The sequence below is a fragment of the Collinsella sp. HCP3S3_D1 genome (assembly GCF_052064015.1).
Taxonomy (GTDB): Bacteria; Actinomycetota; Coriobacteriia; order Coriobacteriales; family Coriobacteriaceae; genus Collinsella.
In genome coordinates, this window is sequence record NZ_JBQHWK010000001.1 from 104,728 (window position 1) to 124,640 (window position 19,913).

The following is a 19,913-nucleotide window of genomic DNA, read 5'->3' on the forward strand; positions in this document are numbered from 1 at the left end:
CTGTATGTTTCCCATGAGGTCTACGTAAATACTTGACCCTCACGGAAGCTGCAAAACTCTTAGGCGAGCTCAGCGGTACCCAGATCGGCGTGCTTCTGCGGATCGACATAGAGGTACTTGATGCGATCGGAGCCGGCGATGGTGTGCGTGTAGAACATCAGCGGGATGACCGGGCAGTCAGCAGCGACCATTGCGTCGGCCTCCTGCATCTTAGCGACGCGCTCTTCGTCGTCAATCGTGGTACGGGCCTCGTCGACCTTGGCGTCGAACTCGGGGTTGTTGTAACCAGAACGGTTGTCGCCACCGAGGGAGTCGGAGTGGAACAGCGGATACAGGAAGTTATCCATGATCGGGTAGTCGGCAATCCAGCCCAGACGACCGAACTGATAGTTGAGGTTCTGGTACTGCTCGAGCAGGGCAGACCACTCGGGGGTATCGGAGACGGCGGTAACGCCAACCTTGGCAAGGTCACCGATGATGGACTCCATGATCTCCTTGTGGCCACCGTCCTGGTTGTAGGACAGAGTCACGTTAATGCCACGATCGCCGTTGGCGTCAGCGGGAGCAACCTTGTCGAGGTACTCGTTAGCCTTGTCGACGTCGTAGGCGCAGAACTCCCATGCGCCCTCCTTGTAGCCATCGATGCCCGGAGGAACAATGCCGTCAGCGGGGGTGCGGGTACCCTTGAAGATGGTCTTGCAGATGGCCTCACGGTTGATGGCCAGGGAGATACCCTTACGCAGATCGGCGTTGTTGAACGGCTCGGCCGTGGTGTTGCAGGTCAGGTAGTAGGTGGAAGGCTCGGCACCGAGCAGCATGCGCTCGCCGTCGCCCATGGTGTAGCCGTCCTTGGACTCGCCGCGATCCTTCTTGGCGGCGTCGATCTGGGCAACGGGAACGTCGCAGATGTCAAGGTTACCGGCCTGGAACTCCTTGTAAGCGGTCTCCACGTCCTTGATGACCTGGAAGTGGATGCCATCGATTTTGGCCTTGTCGCCATAGTAATCGTCGAACTTCTTGAGGTTGATCTCCTGACCATCCTCCCACTTGCCGTCCATCATGAACGGGCCGTTACCGATCGGGGCAAGGTAGAAGCTCTTGACATCGGACTCGGCGCACTCGGGAACCGGGGACAGAGCCGGATGAGAGGCGACGAAGGGGAAGTCGGCGTAAGCGGAAGTCAGCTTGACGACGAGGGTCTCATCGTCAGGGCAGGTAACACCGCTGAGCTCAGTAGTGTTACCGGCAAGCAGATCGTCATAGCCCTCGACCATGGAAAGGTGATAGGAGACCTCGGAAGGACCATACTCTTTAGCGACAGCGGACTTGGTGCTGACCAGACGCTCCCAACCGAGCTTGAAGGACTTGGAGGTAACGTCATCACCGTTGTGGAACTTGGCCTTCTTGATCTTGAAGGTAAACTCGGTGGCGTCGTCGTTGGCCTCGAAGGACTCGCAAGCCAGCGGAACGATCTCGCCCTTCTCGGCGTCATAAGAGGTCAGAGCGTCAAAGAGCTGGTACTCGACCTGAGTGCCCTGGTCCTCCTGGACATTGTAGGGGTCGATGCAGACCGGGTTATTGATGTAGAAGTTCAGCGTCGAACCGGACTCAGAACCGGAAGCGTCGCCGCCCTTCTTGCCGCATGCGGCAAGAAAAGCCATGGAGCTCGCAGCAAGGGTACCGCCGACAAAGGCTCGACGACCCATAACGGGCTGGTGGAACATAGAATCAGCCATGCCATCCTCCTTATGAGATAGGACAAAGAAACGTTCAGTCGGACATATGTCGAGACAATCCGATCCGAACTATCGAAACGCCGCCCGTTGCTATGGCTGGTTATGCACAACAGGCCAACGTTTTCAATACAGTAGCGCATTTTATGCACGGTTTGGGGCTAATTCCGGTTAACGGTCGAGAATTTCTTTAGTTGGGCGCAGTATGTGGTGATATTCTGGCTCTGTTACAAGTCTGTAAACAAAAAGGGCCCCGTACATGCGGGACCCTTTTTAATTTTTTTATGCGACTCGTGCTTAGTAGCCCACGATGCCCTGCGGGAAGAAGAACATGCAGAGCACGACGCACACGGCAAACACGACAGCCATGATGACGGTCAGGCGGTCAAGGTTCTGCTCCATAACGCCCGTGGCAGAGCTGGAGTTATACAGCGAGCTGGCAATCATATCCGAAACGCCGGTGCCCTTACCGGAATGCATCAGGACGAGAATCGTCAGCGCCACGGCAGAGACAGCCCAAACTACAAACAGCAGAATCTGAAACGGACCCATAGAGAAGCTCCTTAATAGAACCATTCAAACTCCAGTACTGTACCACAACCCCCGACACTCCCCACCTGCCATTTGGGGACGAGGTAGAAATGGCAGAAATACCAAAAAAGGGGGGGGTTGCCCGAATATGGTCAACCCCCTTGCAAAGAAACGCTTGGCGTTTTCTCTTAGGCCTCGGTCGCGAGCACGCGGCCCGTCATCTCGGCGGAAGGCTCCAGACCAGCCATAGTGAGCATAGTCGGAGCGATATCGGAAAGTCGACCGTCCTCGATACCGGTGAGCTGTGCCTTCTCATCAACGATGATGAACGGCACGCGGTTGGTGGTGTGAGCCGTAAACGGATGCTTGGAACCGTCGGAAGCAACGTCAAACATGTGATCGGCGTTGCCGTGGTCGGCGGTAATCAGCGCAAAGCCGCCCTTAGCGAGAATCGCCGGGACAACCTTGGACAGGGCATCGTCAACAGCCTCGACGGCCTTAACGGCCGCGTCGAAGACACCGGTGTGACCAACCATGTCGCAGTTCGCGAAGTTCACGATGTAGAAATCAGCGCGGTCCTCGTTGATGGCAGCGACGAGCTTCTCGGTAACCTCGGGAGCGCTCATCTCGGGCTGCAAATCATAGGTAGCAACCTTGGGGGAAGCGACGAGCACGCGCTCCTCGCCCTCCTTGGGCTCCTCGATGCCGCCGTTAAGGAAGAACGTCACGTGGGCGTACTTCTCGGTCTCGGCGGTGTGCAGCTGCTTCAGGCCATTGGCTGCGATAACGTCAGCCAGAACGTTCTCGGGGAACGTCTTGGGGAAGGCGACCTCGACGTCAAACGTCGGATCGTATTCGGTCATCGTCACAAAGTGCGAGAGCTTGATCTGCTCGCGCTCAAAGCCGTCGAACTCCTTGTCCGTGAACACGCGGGTCATCTGACGAGCGCGGTCGGGACGGAAGTTGAAGAAGATGGCCGCGTCGCCCTCGTGGATGCCCTCGTTGTGGGCAGCGAACGGCTCAACGAACTCATCGCCGCGCGGATCCTTCTCGTAGTAGGCCTTGATACCGGCAACGGGGTCGGTATCGGCATCGGACGCATTGACCATGACGTCGTAGGCGCGCTCGATGCGCTCCCAACGGTTGTCGCGGTCCATAGCCCAATAACGGCCCGAGACGGTAGCAACGCGAGCGTCGCAACCAGTCTCCTCGGAGATCTTGGCCAGGAAGGCGCAGAACTCGCTCATGTAGCCGGCACCGGACTGCGGATCGACGTCGCGGCCATCCATAAAGGCGTGAACGCGAACGGTCTTAATGCCATACTGGGCAGCCATCTTGACCAGGGCCTCGACATGGTTCATGTGAGAATGAACACCGCCGGGGCTCATAAGGCCCATGAGGTGCAGGGTCTTGCCCTCGGTCTTGACGTCATCCATAGCCTTGACGAAAACCTCGTTCTTGGCGATGGAGCCGTCCTTGATGGCGTTGTTGATGCGCGAAAGCTCCTGAAACACGATGCGGCCGGCACCGATGTTGAGGTGACCCACCTCGGAGTTGCCCATCTGGCCGTCGGGAAGGCCCACGTCCTCGCCCGAAGCACCGAGCGTGGTGTGAGGATACTTCTCGTACAGGCTATCGAGGAAGGGCGTCTTGGCGGCAGCGACGGCGTTCTCGCCGTCGGCCGGAGCCAAGCCGCAGCCATCCATGATAATTAGGAGTGCAGGAAGATGACGCTGTGCCATATGCCCTACTCGCCTGCCTTGACGACCATAGAGGCGAAGTCGGCAGCCTTGAGCGAAGCGCCGCCCACGAGGGCGCCGTCAACGTCGGGCTTGGCAACAAGCTCAGCGATGTTGGCGGGCTTGGCGGAGCCACCATAAAGAACGCGGATGCCGTTGGCGAGCTCCTCGCCGAACATCTCCTTGAGGGTCTCACGGATAGCGCCGCAGACCTCCTGAGCGTCCTCGGCGGTAGCGGTCTTACCGGTGCCGATGGCCCAGATGGGCTCGTAGGCGACGACGACCTGCTTGGGGCAGGTGATCTCAAGACCCTCGAGACCAGCCTTGACCTGGTTCACGACATGCTCGACATAGGTGCCGGCCTCGCGAACCTCAAGGGACTCACCGCAGCAGAAGACGGGAACAAGACCGGCGGCAACGAGAGCCTTAGCCTTCTTGTTCTGGTCCTCATCGGTCTCGTGGAAGTAGTCACGACGCTCGGAGTGACCGATGATGCAGTAGGTGCAGCCAGCGGACTTGAGCATGTCGCAAGAGGACTCACCGGTGAAGGCACCCTTGGCCTCCCAGTACACGTTCTGTGCACCGAGGGCGATGGGGGCAGCCTGAATGCGGTCATGAACCGTAGTAATGTCGATGGTCGGAGGGCAGACGAGCACCTCGACGCCAGCCGGCACCTCGGGCAGAGCCTGGGCCAGCTCGTCGGCGAGCTTGGCAGCCTCGGCGACGTCGTTGTTCATCTTCCAGTTACCAGCGATAAGAAGGGTGCGATTAGGCATCGAGAAGCGCCTCCACTCCGGGAAGGGCCTTACCCTCGACGAGCTCCATGGAAGCGCCACCGCCGGTGGAGATCCAGCTCATCTTGTCGGCCAGGTTAAACTTGTTGACGGCTGCGACGGAATCGCCACCACCGATGATCGAGGTGCAATCAGCCTCGGCGACAGCCTCGGCGATAGCCTGGGTGCCGTGAGCGAAGTTGTCGAACTCAAAGACGCCCATGGGGCCATTCCAGAATACGGTCTTGGCGCCCTTGACGGCCTCGGCGTAGAGCTCCTCGGTCTTGGGGCCGATGTCCATGCCCTCACGGTCGTCGGGGATAGCGTCGGAAGCGACAACCTCGGGGACAGCGTCCTCGCCAAAGTGGTCGGCAACACGGTTGTCGATGGGGAGCAGGATCTTGACGCCCTTCTCCTCGGCCTTCTTGAGCATCTCGCCAGCGCGCTCGACCCAGTCCTCTTCCTTGAGGGACTGACCGACGGTCATGCCCTGAGCCAGGAAGAAGGTATAGGCCATGCCGCCACCGATAATCAGGGTGTCGGCGGAGTCGATAAGGTGATCGAGAACGCCGATCTTGGAGGAAACCTTGGAACCGCCGACGATGGCGACGAAGGGACGCTCGGGCTCGGCGAAGATACCGGTCAGCGTGTCGACCTCCTTCTCCAGAAGGAAGCCAGCGACTGCGGGCAGGTAAGCGGCGGGACCCACGACGGAACCCTGGGCGCGGTGAGCGGTACCGAAGGCGTCGAGAACGAAGACGTCGCCATAGGAAGCGAGGGTCTTGGCGATCTCGGGATCGTTCTTCTTCTCACGCTTGTCAAAACGGACGTTCTCGAGAACGAGGACCTTGCCCGGCTCGACGGCGGCGACGGCCTCGGCGGCCTTCTCGCCATAAGTGTCGGCGACAAAAGCAACATCGAGACCAGAGAGCTCAGCGAGCTTCTTGGCGACGGGCTCGAGGGAAAGCTCGGGCTGGAAGCCGGTGCCCTCGGGACGGCCGAGGTGGCTCATGAGGATAACGCGAGCATTGTGCTCAACGAGATAGTTGATGGTGGGCAGGGCAGCCTTGATACGGGTGGTGTCGCCAACGACGCCATCCTTGATAGGCACGTTGAAGTCAACGCGGACGAGAACGCGCTTGCCGTCGACATCGATGTCGCGGACGGTCTTCTTGGTAAAGGCCATGTTTGCTTCTACCTTTCGTACGTGTCTGCCTCCCATTACGGCAGACGATTTCTTATAAAAAGGGCGCGACCTTAGGGTGTAAGCCCTATAAGGCCGCGCCCTTTTTTAGACGCTCAACGAGCTATTCGCTAAAAGCCAAATTAAGCAACGAACTTCTCGAAGTACTTGATGGTGCGGACCATCTGAGAGGTGTAGGAGTTCTCGTTGTCGTACCAAGAGGTAACCTGAACGAGGGTCTGGCCGTTGCCGAGGTCAGAGCACATGGTCTGAGTGGCGTCGAAGATGGAGCCATGGGTCTCGCCGATGATATCGGTGGAGACGATGTCGTCCTCGTTGTAAGCGAAGGTCTCGGAGATGGTGGCAGCGTAGGCCTTCATAGCGGCGTTGACCTCGTCGGCGGTAACCTTCTTGTCAACGACAGCGTAGAGGTTGGTGAGGGAGCCGGTCGGCGTCGGGACGCGCTGGGCGGCACCGATGAGCTTACCGTTGAGCTCGGGGAGAACCAGGCCGATAGCCTTGGCAGCACCGGTGGTGTTGGGGACGATGTTGACGGCGCAGGCGCGGCTACGACGCTTGTTGCCCTTGCGCTGCGGGCCGTCGAGCGGCATCTGGTCGCCAGTCCAGGCGTGAATGGTGGTCATGATGCCGGACACGATGGGAGCGAAGTCGTTCAGACCCTTGGCCATCGGGGCGAGGCAGTTGGTGGTGCAGGAAGCAGCGGAGATGATGTTGTCCTCAGCGGTCAGCGTCTCATGGTTGACGTTGTACACGATGGTGGGCAGATCGCTGCCGGCCGGAGCGGAGATGACGACCTTCTTGGCACCAGCGTTGATGTGGGCCTGAGCCTTAGCCTTGCTGGTGTAGAAGCCAGTGCACTCGAGAACGACGTCGACGTCGAGGTCGCCCCAAGGCAGGTTGTTGGCGTCGGCCTCCTTGTAGATCTTGATCTCCTTGCCGTCAACGGTGATGGAATCCTCGCCAGCGACGACCTCGTGATCGCGAGCATAGTTGCCCTGCGTGGAGTCGTACTTCAGCAGGTAAGCGAGCATATCGGGAGAGGTGAGGTCGTTGATAGCGACGATCTCGGAGCCCTCATGACCGAACATCTGACGGAAGGCCAGACGACCGATGCGACCGAAGCCGTTAATAGCAACCTTTACTGCCATTGTGTCTCCTTTCGTAAGGCCCCCGCAAGCTACAGCGCCCGCCGTTGAGGCCCACAAACTAACCACTCGCCTAATATACCTTTTTTTTGACTTGAATTTCACGAGAATGCTCGAAATTGAAAATCAAATTTGCTTTAAAACGTTTTAAAGCATAAAACAGCAGTTCAAGTACTATATAAACTGCCGCTTTAAACTACCTGTTCGCTTCAATGAGCTTTTCAAGACGCAAAACACGGTGATATAGGGCCGACTTTGACAAAGGAGGGTCGGCCATCTCCCCCAAATCTCGCAGTGAGAGATCGGGATAGCGCTCACGTAAGTCACAAAAGGCCGCTAAGGCATCCGGGAGCACATCGCGCATGCCGCGTCGCTCAAGCTCCTCGATAAGCGCGAGCTGATGTTGGGCAGCGCCGGCGCTTCTCGTCTGGTTGGCCAGCTCAGCATTCACACGACGATTTACGTCGTTTTTCACCAACTTGACCGCACGGGCTTCCTCGATTTCGGCAACGCTGCGCTTGGCGCCAATCAATTTGAGCAAATGCTCAATCTCCTCGGCGCTCTTGATGTACACGGCATATGATCCTCGCCGGGCGTTGACGCGTGCATGAACCCCGACCTGCTCCAACAGGTCGCAAAGCCCCTTGGCGTATTGTTCGCCCTGCACCGCAATCTCCAGGTGAAAATCGCCACGCGGGTCTGCCACAAAGCCGCCGGCAATCAAAGCGCCGCGAATGTAGGCGAGCCTGCAGCAGGGCCGGGCGACGATATGGCGCGGCACACCGGCGACGAGCCCTCCCCTGCGGTCGAGAATGCCCAGCAGAACCAAAGCCTTATCGAGGTCGGGCTGGTCGGGCAAGGTGATGAGATAGTTTCGCACCTTATGCAAGACCGACTTGCGAACGGTAAACTCCGTTTTGAGCTTGAGGATGCGGTGCGTCAGCGTAATCATCGTGCGTGCAACGGCACCCGTCTCGGTCGCAACCGTCAAACGGTACCGACCAGAGCCCGCCAGCGAAAGCGTGCCACTCACACGTGTAAGAGCGGCAAGTGTCGACAGATCGCAATATTCACATTCGGGTTCGCAGCGCGCAAGCTCGTCACGCACCTCGGCGGTAAACGACATTCAAACCTATGCTTTCGTATTGGCACGCGACAAGTCGCGGTGAGAAATGCTCACGTGATACTGAGCACCTTCCAGGTATCGGGCCGTAGCCTCTGCAATGGCAACGCTGCGGTGCTGGCCGCCCGTACAGCCGATGGCAATGGAAAGCTGCGGCTTGCCCTCCGCGATATAACCCGGCATGACCGTATCGAGCAACTGCGTCCAAACCTTCCAGAACTCCTGCGTCTTGGGATGGTCCAGGACAAAGTCGGAGACCTTCTTATCGAGGCCGGTCAACGTGCGCATCTCGGGGTCGTAGAATGGATTAGGCAGGAAACGAACATCGATCATGATGTCTGCCTCGACGGGCATACCATGCTTAAAGCCAAATGAGAAGACGTGGACGTCCATGAGCTGCTGGTCGGACAGCTCTGAAAAAGCCGCACGCAGCTTATTGCGTAAAGCAGAGGTACGAAGGCGGCTCGTATCGATGATCATATCGGCTCGGTCGCGCACGCCCTGGAGTTGTAAACGCTCGCGCTGGATGGCGTCGGCCGTGGTCTCCCCCGGCTTCGCAATGGGATGACGGCGGCGGTTTTCGCTGTAGCGGCGAATCAGCACCTCATCAGATGCATCGAGAAACACAATGTCACAGCTCATCTCGCGCTCTTCCAAGGCGGCAACGGCGTCAAGCAGCTCATCAAACAGGCCTTGGCTGCGAAGGTCACAGGTAACAGCAAGATGTCTACCCACACCCGTATTGATGCCAACAAGCTCTGCGAGCTGCGCAATCAGGCGCGGAGGCAGGTTGTCGATACAAAAATAGCCCATGTCCTCAAACACATGCATGGCTTGCGTTCGGCCCGATCCGGACATTCCGGTGATGATGACGATATCGGGAATGCGCTCCGTGCGCTCCGCCGCATCCATGGCATCTCCCTTTTGCATGTGCTGCCTCCTAAAATAAGCGCAGGACCCGGCCAGCGGATCCCGCGCGATCAATTGCCTTAGTTGAGTATACCGCCCCAAGCGGATACGAGGCCCGTCTTACGCCTCAAGCGCAGCCTTGAACCAACTCGTAATACTTGTGGGGTGCGTAATGGCAGTGCCAACGACAACGGCCCAGGCGCCGGCGTCAATCGCGGCGCGAGCCTCCTCGGGCGTATGCACACGACCCTCGCAAATAATGGGAAGACCGGGGAACTCCTCGGTTGCCTGGCGCAAAAGCGGCAGGTCGGGGCCGTCTGCCATGGTGCAATCGATGGCGGCGACGCCATGCGAAAGCGTAGTGGAAACCAAATCGAAGCCCATGTCGACCGCGCGGCGGATATCCTCGATCGTGGCGCAGTCCGCCATCAGAAGCACGCCCTCCTCGTGCAGCGGACGAAAAGTGTCCTCGAGCGACTTGCCATCGGGGCGCGGACGATCGGTGGCGTCAATCGCCACGATGTCAGCACCGGCAGCAACGCAGGCGCGGGCGTGACGCAGCGTCGGCGTGATGTAAACGCCCTCGTGCCCATCCTTCCACAGGCCGATAACAGGAACCTCACAACGACCCTTAATGGCAGCAATGTCGGCAAGGCCCTGGCAACGAATGGCGGCGGCGCCTCCGAGTTCGCAAGCGCGAGACATTTGAGCCATGGTCTCGGGCGTACGAAGCGGCTCGCCCATATACGCCTGAACGCTCACGATGAGCTTACCCTTCAGGGATTGAATTAAAGGATCGACGGTCATAAGGCTATAACCTTTCTCAGAACAGCCTCCCGAGGCGTGTCGTCTCGGGAGGCTCCTACAGCAGATACGTTTACTTTAACGAGGCAAGAAGATGCTCGGCGGCACCGATAAGCGGTGCGTCGCCCTCCAGAGAACCGATGAGGATCGGCGTGTCCTGAAGCGGATCGAGCGCCTGGCTGGCATAGCCCTCGTGTACCGAATCCTTCCACGTCTGCGAACGCCAATCGGGTCCCTGGTGAATTACGCCACCCGAAAGCACGATGACCTCTGGATCCAGAATGTTGGCGAGCGAGCCCAAGCTAGCGCCCAATGCAAAGCCGGCATCGTGGATGACCTCGGTCGCCTTTGCGTCACCCGCGCGGCACAGGTCGTTCACGTCGCGGCCAACCGAGGGACGGCTGGGGTCAACACGACCGAAGCGCTCGTCGTACATGCGCCCAATCGACGTACCCGAAGCCACCGACTCCAGATGGCCGGAACGCCCGCAGGCGCAGGGAATGCCGGCGGCAGCCGAGCACTCGATGTGGCCCATATGGCCGGCAGCACCATGGAAGCCCTGCATCACGCGGCCGTTCTCGACATATGCGCCTCCGATACCCGTGCCGATGCCCAGACACAAGACGGAGAACTTGCCCTTGCCGACGCCCCAATGGGCCTCACCCAGAGCATGAGCCTGCACGTCGCCTACAACGGCAACGGGAAGACCGAGGTCCTCGCGCAGACGCGGCCCCAACTGAACGCCGGACCAGCCGGGCATGATCTCGTTGGCATACGCGATGGCGCCCGTCTTGGGATCGACGACGCCAGCGGCACCGATACCGACGCCAAGGACCTCGACATCGGGATTCGCCTCGAGAGCGGCCTTGACGGACGCCTCGATACGCTGGAAGACGGCCTCACCGCCCTCTTGGGCCTCGGTGGGAACCTCAGCCTCAAATACGGGATGGGGCACGCCGCCATCAGCCGGATATTCCATAATGGCGGTCGCAATCTTGGTGCCACCGATATCAACGGAGCAGATGTACTTGTTCTCCATGTCGCTCTCCTTAGGAGATAAAAACAACTACAGGAAATTAAAGGCGGTGTTATCGCCGCAGCTTGCTAAAGGCTTCCCGAGTGCCCGGGGTTGGGGTGAAAGCGGTCGGGCATTGACCTAATGGGTCACGCTCGATCGCTTGAGCCCAAGATCGGGTGCCCGGGAAAGCTTTACAGGAGACCGTTGTCCTGCAGGACCTTCCTAATCGCCTCGACGTTCTCGCCGGTCATGGCCTTCACCGGGCGCGGCATGGTCGGGCTGTCGAAAATGCCCATGAGGTTCATAGCGGTCTTGAAGGCGCCAACGCCACCGGCATAGCCCTGGACGCCCGAGGTGACGTCCCAGATGTGCGAAATCTCATTGAGGCGATCCTGCTCGGCTTTGACGGTAGCCCAGTCACCAGCCTGAGCGGCCTTCCACTGACGCACGTAGCCCTCGGGCTCAACGTTGGCGAGACCCGGGACAGAGCCGTCGGCGCCACCAAGGTAGGCACCGTCGACGACGACCTCATGGCCGGTGAGGATGCTCATCGGATGGCCGTTCTTCTCGTTCTCCTGAACGAGGTAGCGGAACGAGACGTCGTCACCCGAGGAATCCTTGACGCCAGCAAGGACGCCCTCGGCGCCGAGCTTTGCAAGGAGCTTCCAGGGGAGCTTGGTGTGAACGCACACGGGAATGTCATAGGCAAAGATGGGCAGGTCGAGCTCCTCGTGCAGGATGCGGAAATGCTCCTCGACCTCGGTCATGCCCTGCAGGGCATAGAACGGGCAGGTGGCGACGAGCGCATCGGCGCCCAGCTCCTGAGCAACCTTACCGTGCTCAATCATGCGCTCGGTCTCGGTATCGATGATGCCGACCAGAACAGGAACGCGGTGGTCGACGATTCGAACGGCCTCGGCGATGATCTGTCGACGACGCTCGTCGGTGGAGAAAACGACCTCACCCGAAGAGCCCAGGAAGAACAGGCCATCGACGCCGGCGTCGATCATGCGGTTGATGCTGCGCTCAAAGGAGGCAACGTCGAGCTGGTGATCTTCGGTATCGGGAACAACGACGGGAGGAATAACACCGGTGAATTTCTGAGTTGCCACAAGAATCTCCTTAGTTGTCTGGCGGGTGGCCCTATGCCGCCCACTCTTGTTGGCAGTGTCCAGGCCGTCTAGGCCAAAGAACACAGGTAGAACGCTTGGTTAAAGAAGTCGACGACTTCGTTTTCGAACGCATTGATGCGTTCGTGAGCATATTTGGCATAGATAATATGCCTCCGGTCACACTCAAGACCGTTGAATACGGCAAACTGGCCCTTGGGATCGCTCACGGCATCCATGAGCGATGTACCCATGAGTACCGATCCGCGCACCCGAGACGACAGCGCTTCGAGGCCGCCGGGAAGCGGATTGGCAACCGCCGTGCAGGCAAGGCCCCGCTCGTCCAGAGCAGAAACCGCCAGCGCGACTCCACCGCCAAGGCCCTCGCCCCATGCAAAGATGCGGTCGGGGTCCATGCCGTCAAGATTGCGCGCGACCTTTGCCATTGCACAGCCCCAGCGGACGCGTTCAACAAAAACGGGCGAGGTAACCCCCTGCTTCAGCTCGCTGAGCCCAATCACATCGTCGTCCAGCGCAAGCACGGCATATCCCATGGCGGCAAACCTCGTCATGTGATGCCATCCACGTACGGGTCGGTCGATGTCGTGAAACATCAGGCATAGCGGCACAAGCTCGGATGCCCGGGCACAACCTGAGGGCTCAATCAAACGGCCGTGTACGACTTCCCCGGCAAGTTCAAAGGAAACCTCGGAGTAGCGCGCGCACGGATTGGCGAAATCAATCGCCGTGACAGTCAGTCCGCAAACCTCAAGGTCCGAAGCGGCTGCCTCCAACTCGGAAACATCCGCCAAGGCATCGCCGCGCCAATCACGGAAATCGGAGAGCCTTGACGAAACCGTCCCAGAGATCCCCGCAAGCTCGGGGTCAATCAGCTCATCGACATTGCTCTCGCACTTAGACATGAGCCTCCCCTTCCTTGCAGAAAAACGGAATGATCAGATCGTCAAAATCCTGAATCTCCTCGTGGCCAAAGCCCTCAAAGAACTCATGGCGCTTCTCACAGGTCAGGTTATTGTAGACCGCAAACTGCGTCGCCGGTGGACAGACGATATCAGCCGTTCCCGTGCCAAACAGCACGGGGCATTTGACCATGGGGGCAAAGTTCTTGGAATCGAAATACGCCAGCTTGGCATAGGCCTCGTCAATACGAGTCGAGTCCTCGTCAAACCAGCGAGACCAATAGCGCAGGCCCTCGTAGGCAATGTCGTCGGCATCCAAATCCCAGACCAGGCGGAAATCCGACAGGAAAGGATAGAGGATGGCGGCACGATTGATAAGCTCGCTGTTAAGCGCGCAGGTCGCAATGCCCAAGCCACCGCCCTGCGACGCACCGTTCACAAAAACACGGGCAAGATCGATGCCCTCGAGCTCGCGAACAATGCGGCACAGAATGCGGATATCCTGATGCAAGCGTACGTAGTAGAGATTGGCCGGGTCGCCGTCGATACCGGCAACGATATGCCCGGCAACCGTTGTGCCTTCAAATCCACCAATATCCTCGGAGGGGCCACCCTGACCGGGGCAGTCGAGGGCGACAAGTGCCATGCCCATACCCGCAAACGATGCCTGCTCGAACCAGCTGCGGCTTGCGCCCGGATAGCCGTGGAACTGTAGCACCAGCGGCACGGACTCGTCCGAAACCGGCTTGAGATACTTGGCATGCAGGCGGGCGCCACACATGCCCGTATACCAGAGGTCAAAAAACTGGCAGGTCGCAGTATCGGCAATCGATGCCGCCTCGACCGAATAGTCGATCTCGACGGCGTCAGCCTCGGCCATGCGGTCGTTCCAAAAGAGATCGAAATCTGATGGACGAGGCATGGCGCCCCGATAACCACCAAATTGCTGTTGTAGCTCCTGAGCGCTTGGCATGGCTCGTGAACCCAACCTTTCGAAATCGCAACGAAGGTGCGCCCGGCAAGGGAGCCGGGCGCACAGGAGGGAAAGCGAACCTACTCGCCAAGCTTGGGGTGCAGCAGCGACGGCGCAGCACCGAGCAGCATCTTGGTGTAGGGGTCCTGCGGGTTCTGGAAGACCTGCTTGGCCTCGCCCTGCTCGACGATCTTGCCGCCGTTCATGACGATGATGTCGTCAGAAATGTAGCGGACCGTCTGGATGTCATGGCTAATGAACACCATAGCCAGGCCGAGCTCCTTCTTAAGATCGGTCAACAGGTTGAGGATCTGCGCGCGGACCGAAACGTCCAGAGCCGAGGTGGGCTCGTCGGCGATGATGGCGTCAGGGTTCAACGATAGGGCACGGGCAATTGCCACGCGCTGGCGCTGACCGCCCGAAAGCTGGCCGGGAAGAACCTCGGCGGCAGAGCTGGGCAGACCGGTGAGTTCCAGGAGTTCCTTAACGCGCTTCTCCTGCTCGGCCTCGGTACCCAGGTTGTGGACGCGCATGGGATCGAGCAGCTGCTCACGAACGACCATGCGAGGGTTGAGTGCCGTCGCGGGGTTCTGGAACACGACCGAGATGACGCGGCCCATGTGACGACGATCCTCGGCAGTACGCTTGGTGACGTCCTTGCCCTTAAAGTAGACCTTGCCACTCGTGGGGGCCTGCAGGCCGCACATGACATTAGCAGTGGTGGACTTGCCGCAACCGGACTCGCCGACGATGCCGATCGTCTGACCGGGCATGAGCTTAATGGTCACGCCTTGGACGGCATGAACCAGATTGGGGTGCAAGATCGAACCGGTACGGGTCCTAAAGGTGACGTGGACATCGTCAAGGAAGATAATCGGCTCGACGCCGTTGACCGCAGTCTCGCTCATCTACATCACCTCCGCATGAGGGGTCAAACCATTTGCCTTGAGCACCTCATCGGGGAGCTCGGAATAGAAGTGCTCGGTGCCGGGCACGCGCTTGAAGACCGGACGGGTGTCCAGGCCGATGTGCGGATGGCTTGAGCGGGGCGCGAAGCGATCGCCCTTGGGGAAATCGCGCGGGCTGGGGACGGCGCCGGGCACCTGGTGCAGGCGGCCCGAACCGCTCTCGATGGACAGAACGGAACCCAGAAGACCGCGGGTGTACTCGTGAATCGGGTTGGTGAGCAGCTCCTTGGTGGGCGCCTGCTCGATAACCTGACCGGCGTACATAACCGTGATGTTATGGGCGACCTCGGCGACCAACGCCAGGTCATGCGAAACGAAGATCATGGCAAAGCCGAGCTTGGCCTGAAGATCGTTGAGCAGCTTAATGACCTGCTTTTGGACGGTAACGTCCAGAGCGGTCGTGGGCTCGTCGCAGATGACCAGCTTGGGGTCGCGGGTAAGGGCCATAGCGATCAGAACGCGCTGACGCTGTCCACCGGATAGCTCGTGCGGATAGCTCTCGAGCGTGCGCTTGGGATCGAGGCCGACGAGCTCCAGGAGCTCCTCGGCGCTGCGGGTGCCGCCGCGCTTGGTGAGCTGCTTCATCTGGGCGGAGATGAGCATAGAGGGGTTGAGCGAGGACAGAGCGTCCTGATAGACCATGGCGATATCGGTACCGCGCAGGCCGAACCACTCCTTCTTGCTCATCTTAAGCAGGTCACGACCCTCCCAGAGGACCTCGCCGGAAAGATGCTCGTCCTCATCGGTCAGGCCCATGATGGCCAGCGTGGTGATGGACTTACCGCAGCCGGACTCGCCTACCAGGCCCATGGTCTGGCCGGGACGGACGTCAAAGTTGACATGGTCGACGACGTTGATATCACCGTGGTGCTCAAACTGGATGCAGAAATCGCGGACCGAAAGAATCGGCTCAACGGACTCATCGGGCACATGGCGGTCGTTACGCTTGAGCTCGACATCGCGCAGGGCGCCAAGACGGGCGGACAGGGACTGGGCCTGCTCCTTGTAGGCGCGAACGGGGTCGGAGACCAGCAGGTCGGCCTCGCGGCGCTTGGAGGAATCGGTCGGATCCAGAGCGGCGGAAGGAGCAGCGGCCATAGCGTCGGTAATGCCCTCGGAGAGGATGTTGAGCGCCAGGCAGGTGATCATGATGGCCAGACCCGGGAACAGCGCCTGCCACCAACGACCGGCGAGCACGCCACCGCGGGCGTCGGCGAGGATGTTGCCCCACGTAGCAGTGGGCTCCTGGATGCCAGCGCCGATAAAGGTCAGCGAAGCCTCGAAGATGATGGCGTCGGCGACCAGGGTGACGGTGAAGACCATGATCGGGGCAATGCAGTTACGAAGAACGTGCTTGATCAGAATCCACGGAGCCTTGGCGCCGGAGACGATGACCGCGCGGACATAGTCCTCACCGTACTCGGATACGATGTTGGCACGCACGATACGGGCGATCTGCGGGGTGTACATAAAGCCGATCGCAAAGATAATCGACGGCACGGAGTTGCCCAGGATGGAAACGAAGACGGCTGCGAGGGCGATACCCGGGACAGACATGATGATGTCCAGGATGCGCATAATCGTCTCGGAGACGGCCTTGCGCGAAACCGCAGCAAGAGCACCGACAACGGAGCCACAGACCAGAGCCATAGCGGTAGCACCAAAGCCGATGATCAGCGAGTAACGGCCACCGTAGAGCATACGCGAAAGGATGTCACGGCCCTTGTCGTCGGTTCCGAAGATAAACCCGTTGCCGGGAGCCTGGCGAGCCGTAAAGATCTCGACCGGGCTATAGGGGGCAAGAACGGGGGCAAGAATCGCAGTCAGGGCGACCAGCACCAGCACGATGGCGGCAATCTTAGAAGACAGCGTCATCTTCTTCCAGCCACCGAGCTTGAGCCCCTTGGAGGCAGCCTTCTCGAGCTGCTCGGTTTGCTTCTCTCGAATCTTTACCATAATCTACACCGTCCTGATGCGCGGGTTGATGAGCAGGTAGAGCATGTCAACCACGATGTTGATGATGATGAAGGCAAGAGCAACGACGATGACGACGCCCTGAACCAGGTTCGCCTCGTTGCCCTGAACGCCCTGCAGGATCGCAGTACCCATGCCGGGGAGGTTGAAGATGACCTCGATGACGACGGCGCCGCCCATGAGATAGCCAATCTTAAGACCGAGGGTGGTGACCGGGGTGATCAGCGCGTTGCGAAGAACGTTGATGCCGACGACGACCTTCTCGGGAACGCCGGCGCCGCGAGCCATACGGACATAGTCCTTGTCGAGCTCCTCGACCATGGCGGTACGCACGATACGAGTCATCTGACCCGTCAGCGGAAATGCCAAGGCGATGGCGGGCATGATCATGCGTCCCAGATAGCCAGCCGGATTCGTGGTGAAGTGCGGCAGGGCACCCGATGCCGGGAGTACCTTAAGGTAGGAAGAGAACAGCAGGATCAACAGAACGGCAAGCCAGAACGACGGGGTTGCCAAGCCGGCGATGGAAAAGACGCGGATCACTTGGTCCGGCCATTTATCGCGATACAGGGCCGCGATGACGCCGAGCAAAAACGATACGACCGCACCGATGGCAAGACCGATGAAGGTCAGCTGCATCGTGACGGGTAGGGCCGTGGAGATGCGCTTGGCAACGGAGTTGCGAGCAGCACCATAGGTGCCCATGTCGCCATGGATCAAATTGCCCATATAGCGCACGTAGCGCACGGGCCAGGGGTCGTCCAGACCATACTTCTCATGGTACTCGGCAACCGCCTCGGGCGAGGCACCGTCACCCAACGCCGTGTAGGCGGGGTCGGTCTTGGAGAACGACATAAGGAAGAACACCAGGACGGTGACGCCCAATGCCATGATCGGCAGCGCCACGAGACGCCTTCCAATCAAACGTAGAAAGTTGTTCACGTTCTCTCCCCTTTCTTTTGTCGGTAGGACCAACTGGTATATGAGTACGGACACTCATTACAAGACCCGAGCGACATCGTTGCCGCCCGGGTCTTTGTTTCAACTATGAGGATACGGTCCCAACGGCCGACATCCTGCATATAGACTCAAGCGAGTCTTACGCCTTGACGGTCGCGACACCCTTAAAGGACATGCTCGTCGTGCCGATGCCCTTGAAGCCATCGAGGGCCTCGCCGTTGGGCGCAGTGGACGGGTCGTTCCAGGAAGCGGAGACGGTCTTAACGTGGACAACGGGGTACAGAACGGCGTTGTCGGCGATGATGTCGAAGCACTCGTTCCACTTCTTCTGCTGCTCGTCGCCCTCGGCGGCAAGAGCCTCGTCCATAAGGCCGTGGAGCTTCTGCCACTCAGCGGACTCCTTCCACGGGCAACGGGTCTGCATCCAGACGTTGTCGCCGTACCACCAGTTGAGCAGCAGGTCGGGGTCTGCGCCGAAGCAGGAAGGATCGCCAGGGGCAAGGAGGATATCGTAGGCCTCGCCGCCGTCGATGGCAGCATAGGTGGCCGGCGAAGTATCGGTCTGGATGGTCACATCGAAGCCGAGAGCGTCGAGGTCGTTCTTGACCTGGGCAGCCATACCCTTGATCTGCTCGTTATCGGTGGTGCGCAGGGTAATGGCGCCCGGGGTGATACCGGACTCCTCGATAAGCTTCTTGGCCTTCTTGGCGTCGGTCTTGTACACCGTGGAGGCCTCATGATAGTTGGTGAAGCTCTTGGGCAGGTAGCAGCTGGCAGCGGTAGCAAGGCCGGCGAAGGTGTTGCTGATCATCTTCTCGGTGTCGAGCGCATACATGACAGCCTGACGGACCTTGACGTCGTTCCAAGGCTCCTTGGCGACGTTGAACATGATGAAGCGGGTGCCGAAGCCCTGGACGTTGTCGATCTTGCAGCCGGCGCCCTCGAGCTGGTCGACGGCATCAGCGGTAACGAGCTCCATGACGAGCGTGGAGCCTTCCTGCTGAGCGGTGACGCGAGCGGTGGGGTCGGTCAGGATGCTGTACTGGATCTTCTTATCCTCGGCAGCATACTCACCGTTGTACTCGGGGTTGGGAACCAGGGTGATCTCGGTATCGGAGATAGAATCGTACATCCAGGGGCCGGAGCCGATCGGCTGCTTGGCGCGATCCTCCTCGCTCTGGGCGGCAGGAGTAACGCGAATGATGGCCAGACGATCCTTGAGCAGGGAGAAGTTGGGGACCTTGGTCTTGACCGTCACGGTGCTGGCATCCTTGGCCTCGATGGACTCGAAAGGCTGGAAGAACGGAGCGTAGGTGGCAGAAGCGGCGCAAGCGGTGTAGGAGGCGACGACGTCGTCAGCGGTAACCTCGGTGCCATCGGAGAATTTGGCGCCCTTGCGGATGGTGACCTCGAAGGTGGTGTCGTCCACGGACTTGGGATCATCGGTGGCGAGCTCGTTGAAAGTGCTGTAGTCGTGGTAATCGATGCCGTAGAGGCCCTCGACGACGTGCCAGTTAGCGCCCAGGCCCACGGCGGAGCCGGTGCTGGCGGGGTCGAAGCTGGACGGAGCGTAAGCGGAACCGGCGGTGATCACGCCGCCGCCACGGTTGGCGGAATCGGCGGGAGCGGAACCCTCGTCGCTAGAGCTGCCACCGCAGCCAGTGAGACCAAAGCCGGCGACAGCAGCGACGCTGCCGGTGAGGCCGAGGAACGAACGCCTGGACATACCCTTATTGATGATGGCCATGTCTTCTCCTATCAATAGAGAATCTTACCCGGGAGCACCTAAACTTGCCCCCGCGCAACTTGCGGACGATATATACCTTACCTACCGACAAACCCAACTGAGGTGCCGCGCTCGGCGACCGATACATACATACGCTTGAACGGTATTTACTACCGTTCACCGAATTCGTTGACAAACGATACAGCAGACAGTATGTATCGGCGAGGTGAGATATCAGTCTTCGTCAACCCGCAGGATAGCAGGGTTTTCGCTTGGGTTAGTCAAACGTTTTAGCGTTAATAAA

The 19,913-nt window shown here is 59.5% G+C and carries 17 protein-coding genes; all 17 read right to left on the reverse strand.

Annotation, left to right across the window (positions count from 1 at the left end):
- Window positions 1-59: 59 nt before the first annotated feature.
- Window positions 60-1,736 (reverse strand): peptide ABC transporter substrate-binding protein, encoded by a 1,677-nt coding sequence (locus ACTNDJ_RS00535; protein ID WP_441083172.1) that lies wholly within the window; start codon window positions 1,734-1,736, stop codon window positions 60-62.
- 294 nt (window positions 1,737-2,030) lie between these two features.
- Window positions 2,031-2,285: a preprotein translocase subunit SecG gene (gene secG, locus ACTNDJ_RS00540; RefSeq protein WP_006236144.1), complete on the reverse strand. Its 255-nt coding sequence runs from the start codon at window positions 2,283-2,285 to the stop codon at window positions 2,031-2,033.
- 167 nt (window positions 2,286-2,452) lie between these two features.
- On the reverse strand, window positions 2,453-4,006 hold the full coding sequence (gpmI, locus tag ACTNDJ_RS00545) for a 2,3-bisphosphoglycerate-independent phosphoglycerate mutase (protein ID WP_441083173.1): 1,554 nt from the start codon (window positions 4,004-4,006) through the stop codon (window positions 2,453-2,455).
- A 5-nt stretch (window positions 4,007-4,011) separates the two neighbouring features.
- Window positions 4,012-4,779 (reverse strand): triose-phosphate isomerase, encoded by a 768-nt coding sequence (tpiA, locus tag ACTNDJ_RS00550; protein ID WP_154517452.1) that lies wholly within the window; start codon window positions 4,777-4,779, stop codon window positions 4,012-4,014.
- Complete coding sequence (locus ACTNDJ_RS00555; RefSeq protein ID WP_304212190.1) at window positions 4,772-5,962, reverse strand: phosphoglycerate kinase; 1,191 nt, start codon at window positions 5,960-5,962, stop codon at window positions 4,772-4,774. Before ACTNDJ_RS00555 ends, tpiA begins: the two co-directional genes overlap by 8 nt.
- Window positions 5,963-6,102: 140 nt before the next feature.
- Entirely contained in the window at window positions 6,103-7,128 is a 1,026-nt protein-coding gene (gene gap, locus ACTNDJ_RS00560) for a type I glyceraldehyde-3-phosphate dehydrogenase (protein WP_154517458.1), read from the reverse strand.
- 193 nt (window positions 7,129-7,321) lie between these two features.
- Window positions 7,322-8,251: a DNA-binding protein WhiA gene (gene whiA / locus ACTNDJ_RS00565; RefSeq protein WP_154517461.1), complete on the reverse strand. Its 930-nt coding sequence runs from the start codon at window positions 8,249-8,251 to the stop codon at window positions 7,322-7,324.
- Window positions 8,252-8,257: 6 nt separating this feature from the next.
- A complete protein-coding gene (gene rapZ, locus ACTNDJ_RS00570) occupies window positions 8,258-9,178 on the reverse strand; it encodes an RNase adapter RapZ (RefSeq protein ID WP_427718645.1) in 921 nt (306 codons plus the stop codon).
- A gap of 99 nt (window positions 9,179-9,277) precedes the next feature.
- The gene (locus ACTNDJ_RS00575; RefSeq protein ID WP_154517496.1) at window positions 9,278-9,964 is read right to left on the reverse strand and encodes an N-acetylmannosamine-6-phosphate 2-epimerase; all 687 of its coding nucleotides are present in this window, start codon (window positions 9,962-9,964) and stop codon (window positions 9,278-9,280) included.
- A gap of 70 nt (window positions 9,965-10,034) precedes the next feature.
- Window positions 10,035-11,000, reverse strand: coding sequence for an ROK family protein (locus ACTNDJ_RS00580; protein ID WP_441083174.1), 966 nt, complete (start codon window positions 10,998-11,000; stop codon window positions 10,035-10,037).
- Between the two features lie 170 nt (window positions 11,001-11,170).
- Window positions 11,171-12,091 (reverse strand): dihydrodipicolinate synthase family protein, encoded by a 921-nt coding sequence (locus ACTNDJ_RS00585; protein WP_427718650.1) that lies wholly within the window; start codon window positions 12,089-12,091, stop codon window positions 11,171-11,173.
- A 68-nt stretch (window positions 12,092-12,159) separates the two neighbouring features.
- Window positions 12,160-13,011, reverse strand: coding sequence for an acetylxylan esterase (locus ACTNDJ_RS00590; protein WP_441083175.1), 852 nt, complete (start codon window positions 13,009-13,011; stop codon window positions 12,160-12,162).
- Window positions 13,004-13,981: an acetylxylan esterase gene (locus ACTNDJ_RS00595; protein ID WP_427718656.1), complete on the reverse strand. Its 978-nt coding sequence runs from the start codon at window positions 13,979-13,981 to the stop codon at window positions 13,004-13,006. Before ACTNDJ_RS00595 ends, ACTNDJ_RS00590 begins: the two co-directional genes overlap by 8 nt.
- Before the next feature lie 80 nt (window positions 13,982-14,061).
- Window positions 14,062-14,889 (reverse strand): ABC transporter ATP-binding protein, encoded by an 828-nt coding sequence (locus tag ACTNDJ_RS00600; RefSeq protein WP_154517508.1) that lies wholly within the window; start codon window positions 14,887-14,889, stop codon window positions 14,062-14,064.
- Entirely contained in the window at window positions 14,890-16,905 is a 2,016-nt protein-coding gene (locus ACTNDJ_RS00605) for a dipeptide/oligopeptide/nickel ABC transporter permease/ATP-binding protein (RefSeq protein ID WP_427728769.1), read from the reverse strand.
- Between the two features lie 3 nt (window positions 16,906-16,908).
- Entirely contained in the window at window positions 16,909-17,865 is a 957-nt protein-coding gene (locus tag ACTNDJ_RS00610) for an ABC transporter permease (RefSeq protein WP_370450641.1), read from the reverse strand.
- Between the two features lie 157 nt (window positions 17,866-18,022).
- Entirely contained in the window at window positions 18,023-19,630 is a 1,608-nt protein-coding gene (locus ACTNDJ_RS00615; RefSeq protein ID WP_427718660.1) for an ABC transporter substrate-binding protein, read from the reverse strand.
- Between the last annotated feature and the right edge of the window lie 283 nt (window positions 19,631-19,913).